At 34.2% G+C, this 19,608-nt stretch carries 17 protein-coding genes; 16 read left to right on the forward strand and 1 reads right to left on the reverse strand.

Annotated elements, in window-relative coordinates:
• Positions 1-52 precede the first annotated feature (52 nt).
• The 4 genes from NHE85_RS06065 to NHE85_RS06080 all read left to right on the forward strand — a co-directional run bounded on the left by NHE85_RS06065 (position 53) and on the right by NHE85_RS06080 (position 4,534).
• On the forward strand, positions 53-1,195 hold the full coding sequence (locus tag NHE85_RS06065; RefSeq protein WP_252810678.1) for an ATP-binding protein: 1,143 nt from the start codon (positions 53-55) through the stop codon (positions 1,193-1,195).
• A gap of 126 nt (positions 1,196-1,321) precedes the next feature.
• A complete protein-coding gene (locus NHE85_RS06070; protein WP_252810680.1) occupies positions 1,322-1,882 on the forward strand; it encodes a helix-turn-helix domain-containing protein in 561 nt (186 codons plus the stop codon).
• Positions 1,883-1,983: 101 nt separating this feature from the next.
• Positions 1,984-4,107, forward strand: a complete 2,124-nt coding sequence (locus NHE85_RS06075; protein ID WP_252810682.1) for a Tex family protein — start codon at positions 1,984-1,986, stop codon at positions 4,105-4,107.
• A 28-nt stretch (positions 4,108-4,135) separates the two neighbouring features.
• Positions 4,136-4,534: a DUF5684 domain-containing protein gene (locus tag NHE85_RS06080; protein WP_252810684.1), complete on the forward strand. Its 399-nt coding sequence runs from the start codon at positions 4,136-4,138 to the stop codon at positions 4,532-4,534.
• An 80-nt stretch (positions 4,535-4,614) separates the two neighbouring features.
• On the opposite strand, the gene tatA is transcribed toward NHE85_RS06080, so the two are convergent.
• Positions 4,615-4,809, reverse strand: coding sequence for a twin-arginine translocase TatA/TatE family subunit (gene tatA / locus NHE85_RS06085; RefSeq protein WP_252810686.1), 195 nt, complete (start codon positions 4,807-4,809; stop codon positions 4,615-4,617).
• A gap of 192 nt (positions 4,810-5,001) precedes the next feature.
• Here tatA and NHE85_RS06090 point away from each other — a divergent pair, with 192 nt between their 5' ends.
• The 12 genes from NHE85_RS06090 (at position 5,002) to NHE85_RS06145 (ending at position 19,606) form a co-directional block, all read left to right on the forward strand.
• Positions 5,002-5,871, forward strand: a complete 870-nt coding sequence (locus NHE85_RS06090) for a M23 family metallopeptidase (RefSeq protein ID WP_252810688.1) — start codon at positions 5,002-5,004, stop codon at positions 5,869-5,871.
• On the forward strand, positions 5,871-7,355 hold the full coding sequence (locus tag NHE85_RS06095) for a GH3 auxin-responsive promoter family protein (RefSeq protein ID WP_252810690.1): 1,485 nt from the start codon (positions 5,871-5,873) through the stop codon (positions 7,353-7,355). Before NHE85_RS06090 ends, NHE85_RS06095 begins: the two co-directional genes overlap by 1 nt.
• Positions 7,356-7,453: 98 nt before the next feature.
• On the forward strand, positions 7,454-9,142 hold the full coding sequence (locus tag NHE85_RS06100; RefSeq protein WP_252810692.1) for a hypothetical protein: 1,689 nt from the start codon (positions 7,454-7,456) through the stop codon (positions 9,140-9,142).
• 3 nt (positions 9,143-9,145) lie between these two features.
• On the forward strand, positions 9,146-10,153 hold the full coding sequence (locus NHE85_RS06105; RefSeq protein WP_252810695.1) for a hypothetical protein: 1,008 nt from the start codon (positions 9,146-9,148) through the stop codon (positions 10,151-10,153).
• Positions 10,154-10,201: 48 nt separating this feature from the next.
• Positions 10,202-11,446 carry an oligosaccharide flippase family protein gene (locus tag NHE85_RS06110; protein WP_252810697.1) on the forward strand — a complete coding sequence of 415 codons (1,245 nt, stop codon included), beginning with the start codon at positions 10,202-10,204 and terminating at the stop codon, positions 11,444-11,446.
• Between the two features lie 13 nt (positions 11,447-11,459).
• Positions 11,460-12,452, forward strand: coding sequence for a glycosyltransferase family 2 protein (locus NHE85_RS06115; RefSeq protein ID WP_252810699.1), 993 nt, complete (start codon positions 11,460-11,462; stop codon positions 12,450-12,452).
• Positions 12,449-13,750, forward strand: coding sequence for a hypothetical protein (locus tag NHE85_RS06120; RefSeq protein ID WP_252810701.1), 1,302 nt, complete (start codon positions 12,449-12,451; stop codon positions 13,748-13,750). The genes NHE85_RS06115 and NHE85_RS06120 overlap by 4 nt, the downstream gene beginning before the upstream one ends.
• Entirely contained in the window at positions 13,740-14,903 is a 1,164-nt protein-coding gene (locus tag NHE85_RS06125; RefSeq protein ID WP_252810703.1) for a glycosyltransferase family 4 protein, read from the forward strand. Before NHE85_RS06120 ends, NHE85_RS06125 begins: the two co-directional genes overlap by 11 nt.
• Positions 14,887-16,122, forward strand: coding sequence for an O-antigen ligase (locus NHE85_RS06130; RefSeq protein ID WP_252810705.1), 1,236 nt, complete (start codon positions 14,887-14,889; stop codon positions 16,120-16,122). Before NHE85_RS06125 ends, NHE85_RS06130 begins: the two co-directional genes overlap by 17 nt.
• Positions 16,123-16,146: 24 nt before the next feature.
• Positions 16,147-17,259: a glycosyltransferase family 4 protein gene (locus NHE85_RS06135; RefSeq protein WP_252810707.1), complete on the forward strand. Its 1,113-nt coding sequence runs from the start codon at positions 16,147-16,149 to the stop codon at positions 17,257-17,259.
• A gap of 39 nt (positions 17,260-17,298) precedes the next feature.
• Positions 17,299-18,678 (forward strand): hypothetical protein, encoded by a 1,380-nt coding sequence (locus NHE85_RS06140; protein WP_252810709.1) that lies wholly within the window; start codon positions 17,299-17,301, stop codon positions 18,676-18,678.
• A complete protein-coding gene (locus NHE85_RS06145; RefSeq protein ID WP_252810711.1) occupies positions 18,623-19,606 on the forward strand; it encodes a UDP-glucuronic acid decarboxylase family protein in 984 nt (327 codons plus the stop codon). Before NHE85_RS06140 ends, NHE85_RS06145 begins: the two co-directional genes overlap by 56 nt.
• Positions 19,607-19,608 lie beyond the last annotated feature (2 nt).

Below are 19,608 nucleotides of genomic sequence, written 5' to 3' on the forward strand. Positions count from 1 at the left end.
ACTGAATTTATATTTTTTATTATTTTTGTATAATAAAACATATACAACCTTCATGTCTAATTATTATAAAAGAGCTATAACACAAGAATTTACTAATAAATTAGTACCAAATAAAGTACTTGTATTATTAGGAGCGCGACGTGTAGGAAAAACTCAGCTTATAAAAAAATATATTGAAACAGTTAAACAGGATAGTTATTTACAATTAAACGGAGAAGATATTAATGATATAAATTTACTTCAGGAGCGATCAGTAAATAATTATAAAAGACTACTAGTCAATATAAATTTATTGGTAATAGATGAAGCTCAAAATATACCGGATATTGGAGCTATTTTAAAATTAATTGTTGATACTATAGAGGGAATAACAGTTATTGCTACCGGGTCTTCTATGTTTGACCTTTCAAATAATCTTGGGGAACCATTGGTAGGAAGAAAAAACACACTGTATCTTTTTCCGCTTTCACAAATGGAGTTTTCAGAATTTGAAAATTATAAGCAGACAACCGAACTTTTAGAACAACGCTTAATTTTTGGAGGATATCCTGAATTAGAGCAATATGAGAGCTGGGAGGAAAAGAAAGATTATCTTTATGAGATTATCAACGCCTATCTATTAAAAGATATATTGGTTTTTGAGGGAATAAAAAATTCAGACAAAATCTATGATTTACTTAGGCTTATTGCGTTTCAAACCGGAAAAGAAGTTTCACTACAGGAATTAGGCAATCAGTTACAGCTTTCTAAAAATACAGTAGAAAAATACCTGGATTTACTGAGTAAAGTATTTATATTATTTAAATTAGAAGGTTTTAGCAGAAATCTTAGAAAAGAAATTACTAAAACAAGCCGTTGGTATTTTTATGATAATGGTATCAGAAATGCAATAATTAATAATTTTAATAGATTGGATTTACGTACTGATATAGGAGATTTATGGGAAAACTATCTGGCATCTGAAAGAATAAAAAAACAACATTATCAAAAATTAAGGACTAATAATTATTTCTGGAGAACCTATGATCAACAGGAATTAGACTGGTTAGAAGAAAAAGCAGAACAGCTTGCTGCTTTTGAATTTAAATGGAATGAAAAAAAGAAAACCAAGATACCTGCTGCGTTTTCAAAAGCATATCCGGAAGCTTCTTTTGAGATTATAAATAAAGCTAATTACCTTGACTTTATTACATAGGTAAATTTTAGAATTCCTAACACTCACAACCCTTTGACACAAATGCCGTAAAAATGCCGTAGTAAAACCGCTATCAAAAACTTATCTTCACGGCTAATTTTGTCCCATAACTTTAAAATAAAAATTATGGAAACCATTGGTAAAAAAATAGCTGAGATAAGAAAACAAAAAGGACTCACTCAGGAAGAAGTTGCAGAGCTTGCAAAAATAAATTTAAGGACTTTACAGCGTATTGAAAAAGCAGAAACCGAACCACGTGGCAATAGCCTTAAAGGTATTTGCGAAGCACTTAATATAAATATTGAAGATATTGTTGATTATGGCAAAATAGAGGACAGAAACTATCTTATGTTTCTTCATTTGTCGGTTATGTCTATGGCACTTATCCCGTTTGGTAATATTATCATGCCGCTTATTTTGTGGCTCAATAAAAGAGACAAAGTACAATCTGCCCATAAACAGGGTATAAATATCCTCAATTACCAAATACTTTGGACTATAGTAAGTAATGCTGTGCTTATTGCAGGAGCTTACTTAAAAATAAATCATTTTGACGGCGCCAGATTTATATACACGTTTTTTATTTTATGTATTATCAATTTTATATATCCAATCTATCCTGCTATTATGATCAATAAGGGCAGGGTTAAAAACTACTATCCGTCAATCATTAGGATTATAAGGTAGAGATACGTAATGAAACAACTTTTTATACAACCATTACTGTTAAAAAATAACCGTTGTATCAAAAATTATTTCTCCATATTTGTAATCCTATTTTTATTACAATGACAAACCTAGAATACATTGCCGGACAGGTAACTGCCCCAAAAAAGAGTATTGAAGCCACGCTTAAATTGCTATCAGAAGATTGTACCATTCCGTTTATTGCGCGCTACCGTAAAGATGCCACCGGTAATCTTGATGAGGTGGTTATAGAACAAATTGCCCGGCTTAACCAGTCATTTGATGCTATTGTAAAACGCAAAGACGCAATTATAAAAAGCATTACCGAACAAAACGCCCTTACGGGCGAATTATCGGCTAAAATAAACGGCAGTTTTGATTTAACCGAACTGGAAGATTTATACCTGCCCTACAAAAAGAAAAAGAAAACCAGAGCCGACACCGCCCGTGAAAACGGACTGGAGCCACTGGCTAAAATTATAATGGCGCAAAACGCTGATGATATTGACTTTATAGCTTCAAAATACCTTAACGATAAGGTGGCTAACGAAGATGATGCCCTGCAGGGTGCCCGTGATATTATTGCCGAATGGATCAATGAGAATGTATATATCCGTAAATCGCTCCGCCGGATTTTTGGACGCAAAGCGTCAATTACCACAAAAATCACCAAGGCGGGCAAAGAAGACGAAAAGGCTAAAAAATTTGAACAGTATTTTGACTGGTCTGAAAATTTAACAAAAGCACCATCGCACAGGTTGCTGGCAATGCTTCGTGCCGAAAACGAAGGCTTTATAAAGTTTAAAGTAGAAATAGAAAACGACGAAGCACTCGACTTAATGGAGCAGTCGGTCATAAAAAATAACCGCGAAACCGCGGGACAGCTAAAGCTGGCAATAGAAGACAGTTACAAGCGGTTGCTGGCTCCGGCAATAAGCAATGAGGTATTGCAGGAGGCCAAAGCCAAAGCTGATGCTGTAGCGATACAGGTTTTCGCTGGAAATCTGGGTCAGTTGTTATTGGCACCGCCACTAGGGGAAAAACGCATACTGGCCATAGATCCGGGTTTTAGAACCGGATGCAAAGTAGTATGTCTCGACGAGAAAGGCGATTTGTTATATAACGAAACTATATTTCCGCATGCCCCGCAAAACGAAACGGCTATTGCCATGAAAAAAATACGTTCTATGGTAAATGCCTACAAAGTAGATGCAATATCTATTGGCAATGGAACGGCATCGCGTGAAACAGAACATTTTATTAAAAAAATTGCGTTCGATAAACCGCTTCAGGTGTTTGTGGTAAGCGAAGCCGGAGCATCGGTATATTCGGCATCAAAAATTGCCAGGGAAGAGTTTGGCAGTTATGATGTTACTGTTAGGGGAGCGGTATCTATAGGGCGCAGGCTTAGTGATCCGTTAGCCGAACTTGTAAAAATAGATCCTAAAGCCATTGGTGTAGGGCAGTACCAGCACGATGTAGATCAGGGTGCGCTTAAAGACGAACTGGACACTGTAGTTATGCGTTGCGTAAACTCGGTAGGGGTAAACCTTAATACGGCCAGTAAATCGCTTCTGGGCTATGTATCGGGTATAGGTGAGAAGCTGGCAGAGAACATTGTGGCGTATAGAAGCGAAAACGGTCCGTTTGAAGACCGTAAGCAGCTTAAAAAAGTACCAAGGCTGGGAGAGAAGGCGTATCAGCAGGCGGCGGCATTCGTAAGGATTCCAAATGCAAAAAATCCGCTTGATAATTCTGCAGTGCACCCGGAAGCCTATACTATTGTAGAAAAAATGGCGAAGGATATGAAACTTAAAACGGCTGACCTTATTTCTAATAAAGAGGCCATTGCAAAAGTTCCTGCCGATAAGTATGTTACAGAAACAGTAGGACTACTGGGCCTTAAAGATATATTGAAAGAGCTTGAAAAACCGGGACTGGATCCGCGTAAATCGGCTAAAGTATTTGAGTTTGATCCAAATATAAGAACAATTGCCGATCTGCGAACCGGAATGATATTACCGGGTATAGTGAACAACATTACCAACTTTGGCTGCTTTGTAGATATAGGTATTAAAGAAAGCGGCCTGGTGCATATCTCTCAGCTTAAAGAAGGCTTTGTGAGCGATGTAAATGAGGTGGTGAAACTGCATCAGCACGTGCAGGTAAAAGTTACCGAGGTAGATGAATCCAGAAAAAGGATTCAGTTGAGTATGATTTTATAATTAGGTAACCAATTAAACAAATATAAAAATGGGAAGAGTAGGATTAGTAGAAATTTTTTTAATGATGCTTTTATTTATATTGCCGTTTATCATACTTATCGTAGCAAGTATGTGGACGCTTTTTAAAAAAGCAAACAAACCGGGATGGGCTGCAATTGTGCCTATTTACAATAATCTGATATTGCTTGAAATAATAAGAAAACCGTGGTGGTGGCTATTACTGATGTTAATACCGGGGGTAAATATTATATTTAGTATCTGGGCTACCAACTTATTTGTAAAGAGTTTTGGTAAAACTGAAGGCTTTACAGTAGGAGTATTGTTTTTACCTGTAGTATTTTATCCGATACTTGCCTTTAGCAAATCTACGCAGTACATACACAGTATAACAAATGAAATGAACGATATAGGTAACACAACTTACTAATAAGTCCATTTAAAAAAATTATAAACAATAAAAACCCCGCTAAAATCCTTAGCGGGGTTTTTTATAACTATATATATTAATTATAGCTTGTTCTCGTCGTTTGACTGTTTTTTAGGTGCAGAAGTTGGGTGATCTTCACCGTCTTTAGCTGCATTCTTGAATTCTTTAATACCGGTACCAAGCCCTTTCATAAGCTCAGGAATTTTTCTTCCTCCGAAAAGCAGCACAACAATCACTAATATTACCAGTATTTCTGTTAAACCAAGTTTTCCCATGACAACAAATTTAAATTATTAAGGCAAAGTTAAATATAAAACTAATTACAATAACCATTTACGGCAAATATTTAGATATGGTTTTCGTTAAATAAAATAAAATACCCAAAGTACTGTTACTTTAGTGTAATGTTTATAGATATAAATAATAAATAGTGCAGTATTACTATATTTGTCAATTAAACAGGTTATATGAGCAAAAAAAGGCTGAAACGGCAGATAATCAAGAAAAAATTATTCAATAAAAACCGTTTGGTAATACTAAATGAAGATACTTTTGAAGAACTTTTTTCTCTTAAGCTTAACCTCATGAATGTGTTTGTGGCAATTACAAGCATTAGTATTGTTATGATTGCCCTTACTACTTATATTATTGCTTTTACCCCATTAAGGGAATATATTCCGGGTTATGCATCTACCCGGTTAAAACGCGAAGCTACCGAAAATGCTATAAAAAGCGACTCACTGCAAAAAATAATAGATGAGAACAGCATGTACCTGGCATCTATAAAAAAAGTACTTACGGGCGACTTAGAACATTCAAGGCTAAGCCGCGATTCTATACAGCCGGCAGAACCCAAAGATCTAAGCAAAATAGATGAAGGGCCATCGGAAGCAGATAAAAAGCTCCGCGAAGAGGTTGCCCTTGAAGATAAATATAACCTTTTTGAACAGGCAAAGCCTAAGGTAAACCTGGTGCTTTTTCCGCCTGTTAAAGGCCATATTACAGACCCTTATAACTCTAAAGAGAAACATTTTGCTATAGATGTTGCCGTAGCTAAAGATACGCCTATAAAATCTATAGCTTCCGGAACAGTAATATTTGCAGACTGGACACCAACAAACGGAAATGTTATTATACTTCGTCATAACGATGGTATAATGTCGGTTTACAAACATGCCGCTTCGCTTACAAAAGAACAGGGTGATATTGTAAAATCGGGCGAAGTTATCGCCATGGCCGGATCTACAGGTTCGCAATCTACAGGTGTATACCTTCATTTTGAACTCTGGAAAGACGGTTATCCTATTAATCCTTCACAGTTTATAGATTTCGAATAATGTCAGTAAAATCATTTGCAGCAAAAATATTTGCAGGAATAGTAAACAACAGTACCCAAAAATGGGCTAAAAACCCTGTTGCTACCCAGCAAAAAGTATTCGAAAAACTTTTGGCTGAAGCCAAAGCAACACAGTTTGGCCAGGATCATAATTTTGCAGGAATTACATCTTACAGCGATTTTGCAGATAATGTTCCTGTTCGCGATTATGAAGGGCTAAAGGAATATGTTGACAGGGTGGTGCATGGTGAAGAAAATGTATTATGGCCGGGTAAACCGGTTTATTTTGCAAAAACGTCGGGAACAACATCCGGAGCTAAATATATACCACTTACAGCAGCCTCAATGCCTTTTCACATTCAGGCCGCACGCAATGCAATACTGGCTTATATTCACGAAACAGGCAAAGCAGATTTTGTAGATGGCAAAATGATATTTTTACAGGGCAGCCCTGTGCTTGACGAAAAGCACGGAATAAAATTTGGCCGCCTTTCAGGTATTGTGGCGCATTATGTACCTGCCTATCTTCAAAAAAATCGTATGCCAAGCTGGGAAACCAATGTTATAGAAGACTGGGAAACCAAGGTTGATGCCATTGTTGAGGAAACGTATAATGAAGATATGGCTGTAATATCGGGCATTCCGTCATGGGTACAAATGTATTTTGAAAAACTGCAGCAAAAAGAAGGCAGAAAAGTGGGCGATATTTTTAAAAATTTCGGCCTGTTTATATATGGCGGGGTAAATTTTGAGCCTTATCGTGCCAAATTTGAAAACCTTATAGGACGTAAGGTAGACAGCATTGAACTTTTTCCTGCATCTGAAGGCTTTTTTGCCTATCAGGATGCCCAAACCGAAAAAGGGATGCTTTTACTGCTTAATTCGGGCATTTTTTATGAATTCATTAAATCAGACGAATTTTTTACAGAAAACCCACGCCGCTATACTATTGGCGAAGTAGAATTAGGTATAAATTATGTACTTATTATTTCTACCAATGCAGGGCTGTGGGCATATAACATTGGTGATACTGTTGCGTTTACTTCTCTTAAGCCTTATAGAATTATTGTTACCGGCAGGATTAAACACTATATATCGGCATTTGGGGAACATGTAATAGGCAAAGAGGTAGAGATGGCGCTTAAAGAGGCTATGGAAGGTACAGATATTAGTATAAATGAATTTACCGTTGCCCCGCAGATAAATCCTGATAACGGCCTACCCTATCATGAATGGCTTATTGAATTTGAACATGAGCCTGATGATATAGATGCTTTTGCCCTGAAAATTGACGGAGCAATGCGCCGCCAGAATGTATATTATGACGATCTTATTGTAGGGAATGTATTGCGGACGATTGTAATAACAAGCGTGAAGAAAAATGGCTTTCAGGAGTATATGAAATCTGTTGGTAAACTGGGAGGACAAAACAAATTGCCAAGACTGGCTAACGATAGAAAAATTGCCGATTTTTTTAACGCTTAATGAAGCAACCACCTCTGATTTTTTTCATCCTACACAGGTAAAACAGAGGATGTAACAACTAAAAATAAAATCCTACATTTGCCGTAAATCCTAAAAATATGCAGGGTATAAAAAACATATCACGATCAAGGGCGCAGGAGTCTTCTGCAGCCATAGAGCGGCTGTATATTACAATGAGACATTTGTTTAACAGGGGATTTTATAAACCCATGGGTGTATCTGGTGATACGCTCAGGGAAGCACTTCTCTCCTTGCGCCCCGAAATTTACGGATCTATAGCCGAAGAAAAGGCAGAGCTTAACGGACTGCTTTACGTTATAGAACGTTTACCGATAGGTATTGAGGAATGCAGATTTGTTAACCTTACATCTGACGAAGGTTATTCAAAATCACATTTTAAAGCCATAATACCGCCTAAAAGAAGGCGCAACTGCTATCGTATAGATGATGAGCAGATGAATGTGGAAATTACCCGTGGGCGATCGGATATTTACGATATATTAACCCATCTTACTTTTATTTATTTAGAATCGCATAAAATTAAAAACCGTGTGATTATAGATGATAACGGTGAGATTGCCAGGGACTGGCTTAAGCTGGAGCAGGTTATACAGGCAAATACCAAACTGAATCTTATTGAAAGAGAGCAGGCTATATCGCATGCATCCATTATTTTAGGGCGTACTTTTGCTGAGATTACAGATATATATGACGCGTTTGGTACCAAAGCAATACCTGACAGATTTTTACATGTTATTTACTGGCTGGGCAAACTGGCGCTTGAGGAAACGCTTGGCGGAGCTAAACGTATTATAACCTTTAGCCCTATTTTGCGCGAAAGGCTTGGCCACCATATACATGGAGAGATATGGGCAGATAATATTAAAATGGTACTGAAGCAAAACGGACTTCTGGAAAGGCCCATACATATTATAAGTGCTAATATGCATAGTGTAATGAACTCGATTTTTGCTCCTTATGAGCTAAGATCTAAATATAAAGATAAAAGCGACTTTTTTATTTTTGAAGAATTAAGCAAATCAGGCAATGATATACTAAGAAATAAAGTAGAAGAGACTGCGCTTAAAAATGGTATGATAGCTATGCCCGATACATCGGGTACTAATATAGATGTGCAGATATTTGACACTGCCGGGATAGATTTTTCTAAAACGGCATTTCCTGAAGCAAAACCCAATAATGCTCCTGTTATATTAGTTATGGATTATGCTTTTGGCGAACAGGCTTATGAAACAATAGATGAGCTTTTAAAACCGTTTAAAGAAGGCAAAAACAGGACACTGCTTAATGTTGAGTCGGTTTCTATAATGGGTAAGGCAGGGATACTTGAAGGGGCTAAGGGTGATATCATGATACCTTCGGCTCACATAAATGAAGGAACAGGAGATAATTATCCTTTTGAAAACGAATTAACGGCAGAAATGTTTGCGGGCCAGGGAATTCCTGTATATAGCGGGCCTATGGTAACAGTATTGGGTACATCATTACAAAACAGAGATTTACTTAAGTTTTTTAATGAATCTACCTGGGGTGTAATAGGCCTTGAGATGGAAGGAGCTCACTATCAAAAAGCTATACAGTCGGCGTCAAAAATAAGAAAGAGCATTAATCCTGATGTTAAGGTGCGCTATGCTTATTATGCTTCAGATAATCCGTTGGAAACGGGCAGTACGCTTGCTTCCGGAGGGCTTGGAACAACAGGTGTAAAGCCTACTTATATTATTACTATAAAAATTTTAGAACAAATATTCAATCTATCAAACTAACCAATGGCACAGCAAACAGAAACCACTAATCATGAGATTGATCTTGATCAGATATCAAAAAAAGTAAAAAATGTTATAGGCAGGACAAATGATTCTGTTTTTGACGGAATACTTTTCATTAAACGAAATATTATAATAATTGCTGTGCTTATTATAGTAGGTGCAGCTTTTGGTTATTATAAGGATAAAAAAACCAGTATATATGAGCATACTATTTTGGTAAAACCTAATTTTGGGAGTGTAGATTATTTATATGAACAGATAAAAAACATTAATGCCAAAATAGCCGAAGGAGATACTGGCTTTCTTAATTCCATAGGAATTAATGAAGAAGCGCACCTTGCAAAAATTGAAATAGATCCTGTTGTAGATATTTATAATTATGTTGCGCAGGAAGAAGGGCTGAATATTATACAGACAGATAATATGAAGTTTTTAATTTTCAGGCAGATTGCTGACAAAAGGGATATGACAGAGGTTCTTGAAGAATATGCTACATCTAAAAATTATAAAAGTCATCTTATTACAATTACTACTGCCGGATCTATAAGCAAAAAAGAAGATGTTATAAACCCTATACTCGATTATTTAAATTCCAGCAATTATTTTAAAGATGTTCAAAAAGAGGCAATTAAAAGCCTTGACAGAAAAATTGCAGAGAACGACAGTATGGTTAAACAGGCAAATGCTATATTAGACCGTTTATCTAATAAAAATAATGCCAACCCGGGTATGCTTTTGCTTAATGAAAAAAAAGAACTTAATGATATACTCGTAATAAAAGATCAGCTTATAAGGCAACAGGCTAATAATATGATACATAAGATTGATTATAATAGTATTATTAAAGAAACCACTACTATAGTAAACAATAAAAAGCATAGCCTTTTAAGTAACAAGATGAAATATATTTATCCTATTTTACTATTGATGATATTTTTTGCTTTGATGTCTTTTAAGAACTATTATGTAAGGCAGGTAAATAAACGAAAAGTGATTATACAGGAATAGCACTTTTTATAATTAATTACTCTTTCCGGAAGATAACACCGGTATAATATGCTTAAAAAAACAGGACAATTAAAAGATTATATTGTTTATGGTTCAGGTCAGGTATTAAACCTAATTGCGCCATTGGTAGTTGCACCTCACATAATTATTGTCTGCGGTATAGAAAACTGGGGTAGAATAGGGGTAGCATTGTCTGTTTTTGCGCTATTAGGAATATTTATTGACTTTGGCTCACTGCTTTTTGGCGTTAAAGAGCTAAGTATAAATAAAGGTGATAATGCTAAAATAAAGAAACAACTGGAAGAGGTTTACACTTTTAGGACTATAGTGTTTCTTGTTGTATTGGTATTACTTTTATTAAGTTTTCTGTTCTTCCGTATAGATTATAAACTCTACCTGTGTGGTATAGCTATGCTGGCAGCGCAGTTATTAAATCCGTTATGGATATATCAGGCTTTTGAAGAGTTTACTATAATAAACCGTATAATTTTAGTATCTAAAGCTTTATATGTTATTGGTGTATATGTTTTTATTAAAACTCCTCAAGCTTATCCGTTTATGCTTTTATATTTAGGCGGAGCCAATACAATTGTTTACGGTTATTTTTTATTAAAATTAGGTAAAAAATATAATCTGGCTTTATTTCATGTGCCGGCAAAAACACTAAAAGAGAATTTTAAAAAAGAGTACCCAATTGTTATTTCCAATTTCTCTATAACGGCTTATACCTGGGGGCCTATACTTATTGTAGGATATGTAGGTGGTGAATATCTGGCAGGGCTGTATCATATAGGAGATATGCTGCTTAAAATAATAAGGAGTTATTTATCTGTTTTTTTTAATGTAAGCTTTCCAAAATTCTGTAAATCATATAATGAGAATAAACATAAAGGAATGGTATTTTTAAAAAAACTTAATAAGTATCATTTATTGCTTATGGGCTTAGGTATTACAATGGTATATATTGTAGTACCACTTTTTATAGATAGTTTTTCATTAAGTGAAGAGTATTACGACAAGGTATTTTTTTGCATGAAATTTTTAGGCCTAGGTATTATAATAGCGCTTAACATTCCTTTTTATCAGTTGCTTATTTATTATAATAAGCAAAAGCAAGTATCTGGCATATCCACAATAGGAGCGGTAATTATGCTGTTAACATGTTATTTTTTAACCAGAAAATTTAATTTAAGCGGAAGTGTAGTTTCTCTGTATATAGTTGAATGTTTTATAACTTCTTCAATTATAATTGTATATTTTAAATCAGTATTTAAAAAAGAACTTCATTCATAATTTGAAATAGAAAATGAACAAGGCTTATATAATACTGTTGAACTATAAAGGCACTAAGGATACCTTAGAATGCCTGGAAAGCCTTTTGAAACTGAAATATGAAAACTTTCAGATTTTTGTAATTGATAATAGTGAAGACATTACTTATTATAATGGTTTAATTGAATGGGCTCAGGGAATGCCAAGTAGTATAAAAACCAGCTTTAAACATTTAGTATATCCCCTCTCTTTAAAACCAGTAGATTACGCAGCTGTTTCAGAAGCAGATTTTTTATCTGCAGCCCGGCATGAAAAAATTGTTTTAATAAAAGCAGATAAAAATAAAGGATTTGCTGCGGGTAATAATATAGCCTTAAATTATATAATGAAGTTTGGAAGCGAAGATTCGTTTATCTGGCTTCTTAATAATGATACGATTGTAGAGAAACAATCACTTGATGCACTTGTAGAATATGCCAATAAAATTGAAAATTTAAAAACAGGCATTATCGGCAGCAAACTAATATACTATTATAGCCCGGAAACAATACAGGCTGTTGGTGGGAAATTTAATGAAACCTTTTTTATATCAACACACGAAGGTGAAGGCCGGCCGGTTACTACACCTAAATCTGATTTTGGAACAATAGATTATGCTGTAGGTGCATCAATGTTCATAACCTATAAATTTCTTATAGATGTAGGACCATTGAGCGAAGATTATTTTTTATATTATGAAGAACTTGACTGGTCATACAAAGCAAGGGAAAAAGGCTGGAAAACAGACTGGTGTCCTGATTCTGTAGTTTACCATAAAGAAGGGGCTTCAATAGGATCTTCATACCGGAAAGAGAAGAGCCTGTTTTCTGAAACAGAAATTTTTAAAAGCCGCAAAATATTTGTAAAAAAATTTTACGGACTCTCACTGCGGTTTTACCTCTCAAGTTTACTGCTAATTTTAAACAGAGTAAGAAAGGGTAATTTTAAAGCAGCTAAGGCAGTAACAAAAATAACATTTACACAATGAAGCTAAAAGTAATAGTAATTTTTATAGTCCTTTTTGCGAGTGTGTATCAGGATTTTCCTTTGGTAAATGTTTTTGGGGAGCTGGCTAGAACCCCCATTGTATTTATGAGCATACCAATGGGTATTTATCTTTTATTTAGCAATAAGGTATATATATCCAAATATAATAGCTACATGATTTTATATTTAATTTATTTGGCTGTTATTAGCGTTGCTTATGTTTCGTTTGTTATTATTTATACAGACAGTGCTGAATTTTTAGGTGAAAATTTGGTAATAAAAGCCGTAAAAATGGCCGTTTATCCTCTAGTTATAATTATTTATTATCAATTTATATATACCTGGCTAAATAACGGAGATGATAAATTTACGGCCTTACTGTATGCCCTTATTGGACTCGAAGTTTTTATTACCTTATATTTAATAGTAGAGTCTTTAAATTTGGGATCCGGATATTTTTTAACGGCTATTCATGCTTCTAAAAATAGTTATTGGAGAATAAGACTGTTAACTTATGAAGAAAGCTGGATAGGTTCTATCTTAACTATTTTAATTTTTGTACCTGCTTTTTTGGTAAGCTATTTACGTAAGCCAAAACTACTGCGAAACATTGTTTATAGCCTCTCGGCGTTTCTCTTAGTATATTATACTTTTAAAAGCCAGTCTAAAGGATATTTATTGTTAATATTAATATCTATTCTTCCTTTAGCAATTAAAAAACTATATGACAATAAAGAAACAAGAAAGCTATTGATTTTTGCTATTCCTGTTTTCTTAATAGCAGGAATAGGAGTATACTTTTCACTAGCTGAGATTATAGCTAAAAGCTGGTATACAAGCGGTAGTTTTGGAACCCGGTTTGGGTCATACATGGGTGCATTAAATATATTTGTTTATAATCCATTTGGAGTTGGATTGGGATCGTTTATTTATTTTTTTGCTAATGCAATTACTGATATATTAAGATCTGAAATGTTTTCAGGCCTCGTATTGTCTGAGCTGATGGGTTATAGGGCAACCACACAGGCTCTATCAACCAAAACCTACTTTTTTGACCATCTTATAATAGGAGGGGTGGGGTTTTTAGTATTTTTTTATTACTTTTTTATAAAAAGGTATATTTTCTTTTCGAGGATTAAAAGACGCGATATCATATTTATAATAATACCGTTGGTTTTTGTGATTCTTGGTGGGATTGTATATTTTACTTATGATATTAAATATGATGTTTGGTTTTTACTGGCGTTTACAGATGTATTACAAAAAAAACTTATGAATAAACAGGATCATGCAGTATAAAAGAATATTAGTAGCCGTTGGTTTTTTTCCTTATCCATGTTACTTTGGCGGGGCCTTTGATGTGTTTGGGAGGATAGAGGCATTAAAAAAAGCGGGATATGCTATTGATTTGGTATGTACTTGTAAAGAATATCCTGCTAAAGCAGATATAGCCGTAATGCAGTCAGTTACAGACAATATATATATTGCCGGAAGAAAAAACAGGCTTATAGATTTAATCAGGCCTATACCGCTTCAGGTTGCTTCCAGAGGTGAATTAAAAAATATTAAATTAGATAAAACGTATGATTTAGTTATACTTGAATCTGAAAGCACAGCCCCTGTATTAGAAAATAAAACACTAAAAGCTTCAAAGATTGTACTTAGAGTGCATAATAATGAATCAAAATATTTTTTTCAGTTAGGCAACAGTACATCTAATATATTTAAGAAGTTTTATTATTATCTGGATGGTTTAAAATTTAAAATATATTCAAAAAAATTATTCCTTAAGTCTGACAGACTATGGTTTATTTCTAGAGATGAAAAGAAGGATTTTGCCAGCAATAATAAGTTAGCAGAAAAATCATTTCATATGCCGGCACCGTCAGGTCAAATACCCGTAAAGCAGGATCTGGGTGGCAAAAATGTATTGTTTATAGGTTCATTGTTTATGCCTAATAATATTAATGCTATAGATTGGTATCTTGAAAATGTACACGAGCGTATAGTTAATGGTTTTCCTGACTACACATTTATTATTGCAGGTAGCACGGGAGATGTAAAAAAAGAAGATCTGATTAAAAAATATCAAAATTTCACCAACCTGAAAATTAGATTTAATGTGCCCGATTTAAGGGCTTTGTATTCAGACGCTGCTGTATTTGTTAATCCTATGCAATATGGCACAGGGGTAAAATTAAAATCATTAAATGCTATTATGAATGGCCTCCCCCTTATATCAACACGTGTAGGCACTGAAGGGATAGGCCTCATAGATAAAGAAATGTTCTTCAGGGCAGATACTGCTGAAGAATTTTATAATGCAATAAATAATGTTTTTACATCCTCTAAGGAAGATATTGCACAGGTAGTACAGAAAGCCCAGGATTTTATAACAGCAGACGATTATATAACCATTTTGAAAAAAGAAACAGATGATCTCTTTAGATAAGTATAAAGGTTATAATTATGTATCGGCATTTGTGGCTGCTTTTCCAATATTGGGGCAAAAGGGAAGTGTTTTTGCAATTATAATATGGTGCATCTATTCTGTATTTATTACTATAAAAACCCGGTCATGGAAGCTTGAAAAAAAAGATATATGGAATATTTTAATGCTTTCGGTGCTATACCTCTCATATATAGTAAGTTATTTCATAGCCGCAGATAAGCATGAAGTAGCCAAGTTATTGGAAAGAAGCAGTCCGTTTTTAGTATTTCCATTGTTAATGGTACTAAACAAGCGATTTATTACAGCAAAAACGCTTAAAATTTGTTTAACTGTTTTTGTAATTAGCTGTGCATTATTGTGTCTTTATGTGTGGGGAGTAATATTTTCTTATGGTATAGAAGAAGTATTTAAGGAAGATAGTTACTATAATCCCCTCATCAGAAATATCTTCAGCGACGTTACAGGTATTCACCTTCCTTACCTGGGCATGCTGTTTATATTTGCCTCATTAATACTTTTATACGAGATGCTTTCAGCATCAGAAAAGAATTATTTTTTATTGCTGGCACGTATTTTAACACTGATTTTTTTATTGATCTCGGTGGCGGCTTTTATGGCGAGGACTTCTTTATTAATATTTTTTATTGTCAGCTTTTTTTTCTGTGTAAAAAAATTAAAAACGGGAAAGCAGCTTTTATGGGTAGGCGCATTAGGTATAGTATTTTTAACTGTAATTTTAGTCTTACCCTCATCGCAGCGGCGAATAAAAGAAAGCCTGTCAGCCAACTATGAATTGCCACATGCCGGTCAGCCATCTAAAGAAGTAAATTTTAGATACGGTGTGTATCATTGTGTAAAAGAAGTGCTTAAAGAAAAGTGGTTAACAGGTGTTGGTGTGGGTAACGTACAAAAAACATTAGACTCTTGTTATGAGCAATATACTTATAAAGCTACAGATGATTTTCATTCTATATCCTATAATTCCCATAATCAATATCTTGATATAACACTTAAATATGGTATTTTTGGTTTAATTGTTTTTATGATTTCTTTATTATGGGGCGTAAAAACAACGAATACAGTTTATCAGGGGTTTATAATCATAATTGTTATTGCTTTATTAACTGAAAACGTATTTTCACGTCAGGCAGGAATAATTTTTTTTACATTTTTTAATACTTTGTTTTTTGTAGGTAAAAAAAGTGATGAAAACAGATAAGAATATTATATATTATTTAGCACATTGAGAAAGGCATTAATAAACGACTGGTATTATATAAACGGAGGTGCCGAAAAGGTGATACATTCTTTAAACAATATTTGGGATGATTTTGATCATTTCGCTTTAATAGATTTTTTAAACGAATCCGACAGAGCCTTTATATTAAAGGGAAAAAGAGCAAAAACAAGCTTTATTCAAAAGCTGTTCACCGCAAAGAAAAACCATAGGAAATATTTACAATTATTCCCCTATGCAATAGAGCAATTCGACCTTTCAGAATATGATTTAATTATAAGCTCATCTGCCTCTGTAGCAAAAGGAGTTTTAACAAATCATGAGCAATTACATATATGTTATTGTCATTCACCTTTAAGGTATGCATGGGATTTATACTTTAGATATCTTGCTGATTCGGGGCTTATGTCAGGACTCAAAGGTATATATGCTAAATACGTACTACACAAGATTAGACTCTGGGATCAGTTAAGTAGCAATAGGGTAGATTATTTTATTGCTAATTCGTATTATGTAAAAAAAAGAATAAAGAAAATTTATAACAGGGAAGCTAAAGTCATTTATCCACCTGTTGATACTTCTTTCTTTTCCTGCAATGAGAAAAAAGAAGATTATTATTTTACTGCCTCAAGAATGATTACTTATAAAAAGATAGAAGTGATTGTTGAGGCATTTAACCGAATGCCTGAAAAAAAGCTGATAGTAGCAGGAGATGGCCCTGAGTTTAAGAGAATAAAAAAAATTGCAAAGTCTAATATAGAAATTAAAGGCTTTATAGACAGAGATCAATTAAAAACTTATATGCAAAATGCAAAAGCATTTGTGTTTGCTGCAGAAGAAGATTTTGGTATTGTGCCTGTAGAGGCACAGGCTTGTGGCACACCGGTTATCGCTTTTGGAAAAGGTGGTACACTGGAAACGGTAAAAAATGGAAAAACTGGCGTATTTTTCAAAGAGCAATCGGCAGATTCAATAAAAGAAGCTGTTGACAGGTTTGAAAAAATAACTTTCGATTATAAACAAATAAGGGAGCACTCTTTGCAATTTTCTAAAGAAAGGTTTGAAACAGAGATGAAGAATTTTGTTGATGAAAAATGGGCAGAACATATTAATAAATAGAGTAATATCTGCTTTTTAATACAGCTAAGAATTATTTAAATGACACACGAATACAATTCATCAAGAAGTGACTTGCTTAAAAGAATAGGATTGTCTCCCAGTAAGAGATTGCTGGTGTTTCTTATATCGGCTGTATTGGTCACCATACCTTTAGGTTATGCTTATAACAGTGTAGCCATTATTCTTTTTGTTTTATATTCGTTACTTTCCGCAAAAAAAAAGGATTTCTCTTTACGTCTTTGGATATTATTGCCTTTGCTTCTGTTCGTGCTTATTGTTGCCTCGTTAATTTGGACAATAGATTTTAAAAGTACATTAAGGGCCATTAGTAAAGAAGCAGCGTTTTTTTTTATACCAATTGCTTTTTGCTTTAACAGGCACCTTATACAAAAAGGCACTCAAACAATACTCAAAAATTTCAGCATCTTAATGCTGCTTTTTGGAGTATATTTTTTAGGCAGGGCAGCAGTACGTTATCAGGAATTTGACAATGCAAACGTGTTTTTATACAATGAACTGGCTACTCCTGTGGTTACGGCTGTATATTTATCATCTCTTTTTTCAGTTGCTTTTTTTTATTTCTTATCAGTAAATAAAAAGAAATTTTTAGACTATGCAGCTATAGTTTTTATTGCTCTACTATTGTGTTTATTAGTGGTTAAAGTGGTAATAGTAATAGATGTTTTGCTAACAGCTACTTATTTTGTTTTTTTCTCGGGCCTTTCAAAAAAAATAAAAATAATTTTGATTGCTATTTTTGCTGTTGCCGCCGGAAGCTTTGTGTATTTTGCAAAAACTAATGGTAATTTACCTGCAGAATATACTTCTAACATTCCTGAAATGGAGGCTCTTGCCAAAGAAGGTATACCTGTACACAACGTTACTGTTGCCGAAGCATGGAACAAGCCCGTTTTTCAGGAGAATGATTATTTTAACGGCACAGCTTTCAGGGTATATCAGTTAAGAATATTTAAAGAATTAATACAGGAAGATAAAATATTTTTTACGGGTTATGGGCTTAATGCATCTTTAAAGAAAATTGAAGGCAAGGCAATAGAGCATAATGTGTTTGAAGGAGGAATATTAAATCATAGGTATAACAGGCAAAATTTTCATAACCAGTATGTTGAGGTTTTTGCAGATTTAGGTATTATTGGTTTTTTACTTTTAATAACCATACTTTTTATAAATCTTAAAAATGCATTAGAGTCTAAAGATTTTAATCATATTGCTTTTGCAATTCTTATGATAGCCTTACTTTTGACCGAATCATTTTTATGGAGGCAAAGAGGGGTGGTTTTATTTACGGTTTTATATTGCCTTTTTAATATAAGATTGCCTAGGGGCAGTGAAAAAGAAAAACATGAAAAGAATACTCATAACCGGGGCGGCAGGATTTCTGGGGTCGCATCTTTGTGACAGATTTATAAAAGAAGGTTACTATGTTATTGGCATGGACAATCTTATAACAGGCAATCTGAAAAACATTGAGCATCTTTTTAAGCTTGAAAATTTTGAATTTTACCATCACGATGTTACCAAATTTGTAAATATTCCCGGAGAGCTGGATTATATTCTGCATTTTGCATCTCCGGCATCTCCTATAGATTATTTAAAAATACCTATACAAACCCTTAAAGTAGGTTCGTTAGGCACGCATAACCTTTTAGGCCTTGCAAGGGTTAAAAAGGCAAGAATACTTATTGCTTCTACATCTGAAGTATATGGCGATCCGTTAGTACATCCGCAAAATGAAGATTATTACGGCAATGTAAATACAATAGGACCCAGGGGTGTATATGATGAAGCAAAGCGTTTTCAGGAATCTATGACAATGGCTTATCATACATTTCATGGGGTAGAAATAAGAATAGTAAGAATATTTAATACTTACGGACCAAGAATGCGGCTAAATGACGGCAGGGTAATACCTGCATTTATTGGGCAGGCATTAAGAGGTGAAAATCTGACTATTTTTGGAGACGGAATGCAGACAAGGTCTTTTTGTTTTGTAGATGACCAGGTTGAAGGTATTTTCAGGTTATTGCATTCAGATTATATTTACCCTGTTAACATAGGAAATCCTGACGAGATAACTATTAAAGATTTTGCCGAAGAAATAATTAAGCTTACAGGTACCTCTCAAAAAGTAATATATCTTCCATTACCTGTAAATGATCCGCTTCAAAGACAGCCGGATATTACACGTGCAAAAGAATTACTGGGATGGGAGCCTAAAATATCACGAAGTGAGGGCATGAAAATTACTTACGACTATTTCAGGACACTTTCTCAGGAAGAACTTTTAAAAGAAGAACACAAAGATTTTTCAGATTTTATTCATTAGAA

Origin of the sequence: Flavobacterium sp. NRK1, assembly GCF_024054175.1 — a bacterium.
Lineage (GTDB): Bacteria > Bacteroidota > Bacteroidia > Flavobacteriales > Flavobacteriaceae > Flavobacterium.

Excerpts from the sequence above, each read along its gene's own strand:
- NHE85_RS06065 (WP_252810678.1), top strand. The coding sequence starts at position 53 with ATGTCTAATTATTATAAAAGAGCTATAACACAAGAATTTACTAATAAA.
- NHE85_RS06070 (WP_252810680.1), top strand. The coding sequence starts at position 1,322 with ATGGAAACCATTGGTAAAAAAATAGCTGAGATAAGAAAACAAAAAGGA.
- NHE85_RS06075 (WP_252810682.1), top strand. The coding sequence starts at position 1,984 with ATGACAAACCTAGAATACATTGCCGGACAGGTAACTGCCCCAAAAAAG.
- NHE85_RS06080 (WP_252810684.1), top strand. The coding sequence starts at position 4,136 with ATGGGAAGAGTAGGATTAGTAGAAATTTTTTTAATGATGCTTTTATTT.
- tatA (WP_252810686.1), bottom strand. The coding sequence starts at position 4,809 with ATGGGAAAACTTGGTTTAACAGAAATACTGGTAATATTAGTGATTGTT.
- NHE85_RS06090 (WP_252810688.1), top strand. The coding sequence starts at position 5,002 with ATGAGCAAAAAAAGGCTGAAACGGCAGATAATCAAGAAAAAATTATTC.
- NHE85_RS06095 (WP_252810690.1), top strand. The coding sequence starts at position 5,871 with ATGTCAGTAAAATCATTTGCAGCAAAAATATTTGCAGGAATAGTAAAC.
- NHE85_RS06100 (WP_252810692.1), top strand. The coding sequence starts at position 7,454 with ATGCAGGGTATAAAAAACATATCACGATCAAGGGCGCAGGAGTCTTCT.
- NHE85_RS06105 (WP_252810695.1), top strand. The coding sequence starts at position 9,146 with ATGGCACAGCAAACAGAAACCACTAATCATGAGATTGATCTTGATCAG.
- NHE85_RS06110 (WP_252810697.1), top strand. The coding sequence starts at position 10,202 with ATGCTTAAAAAAACAGGACAATTAAAAGATTATATTGTTTATGGTTCA.
- NHE85_RS06115 (WP_252810699.1), top strand. The coding sequence starts at position 11,460 with ATGAACAAGGCTTATATAATACTGTTGAACTATAAAGGCACTAAGGAT.
- NHE85_RS06120 (WP_252810701.1), top strand. The coding sequence starts at position 12,449 with ATGAAGCTAAAAGTAATAGTAATTTTTATAGTCCTTTTTGCGAGTGTG.
- NHE85_RS06125 (WP_252810703.1), top strand. The coding sequence starts at position 13,740 with ATGCAGTATAAAAGAATATTAGTAGCCGTTGGTTTTTTTCCTTATCCA.
- NHE85_RS06130 (WP_252810705.1), top strand. The coding sequence starts at position 14,887 with ATGATCTCTTTAGATAAGTATAAAGGTTATAATTATGTATCGGCATTT.
- NHE85_RS06140 (WP_252810709.1), top strand. The coding sequence starts at position 17,299 with ATGACACACGAATACAATTCATCAAGAAGTGACTTGCTTAAAAGAATA.
- NHE85_RS06145 (WP_252810711.1), top strand. The coding sequence starts at position 18,623 with ATGAAAAGAATACTCATAACCGGGGCGGCAGGATTTCTGGGGTCGCAT.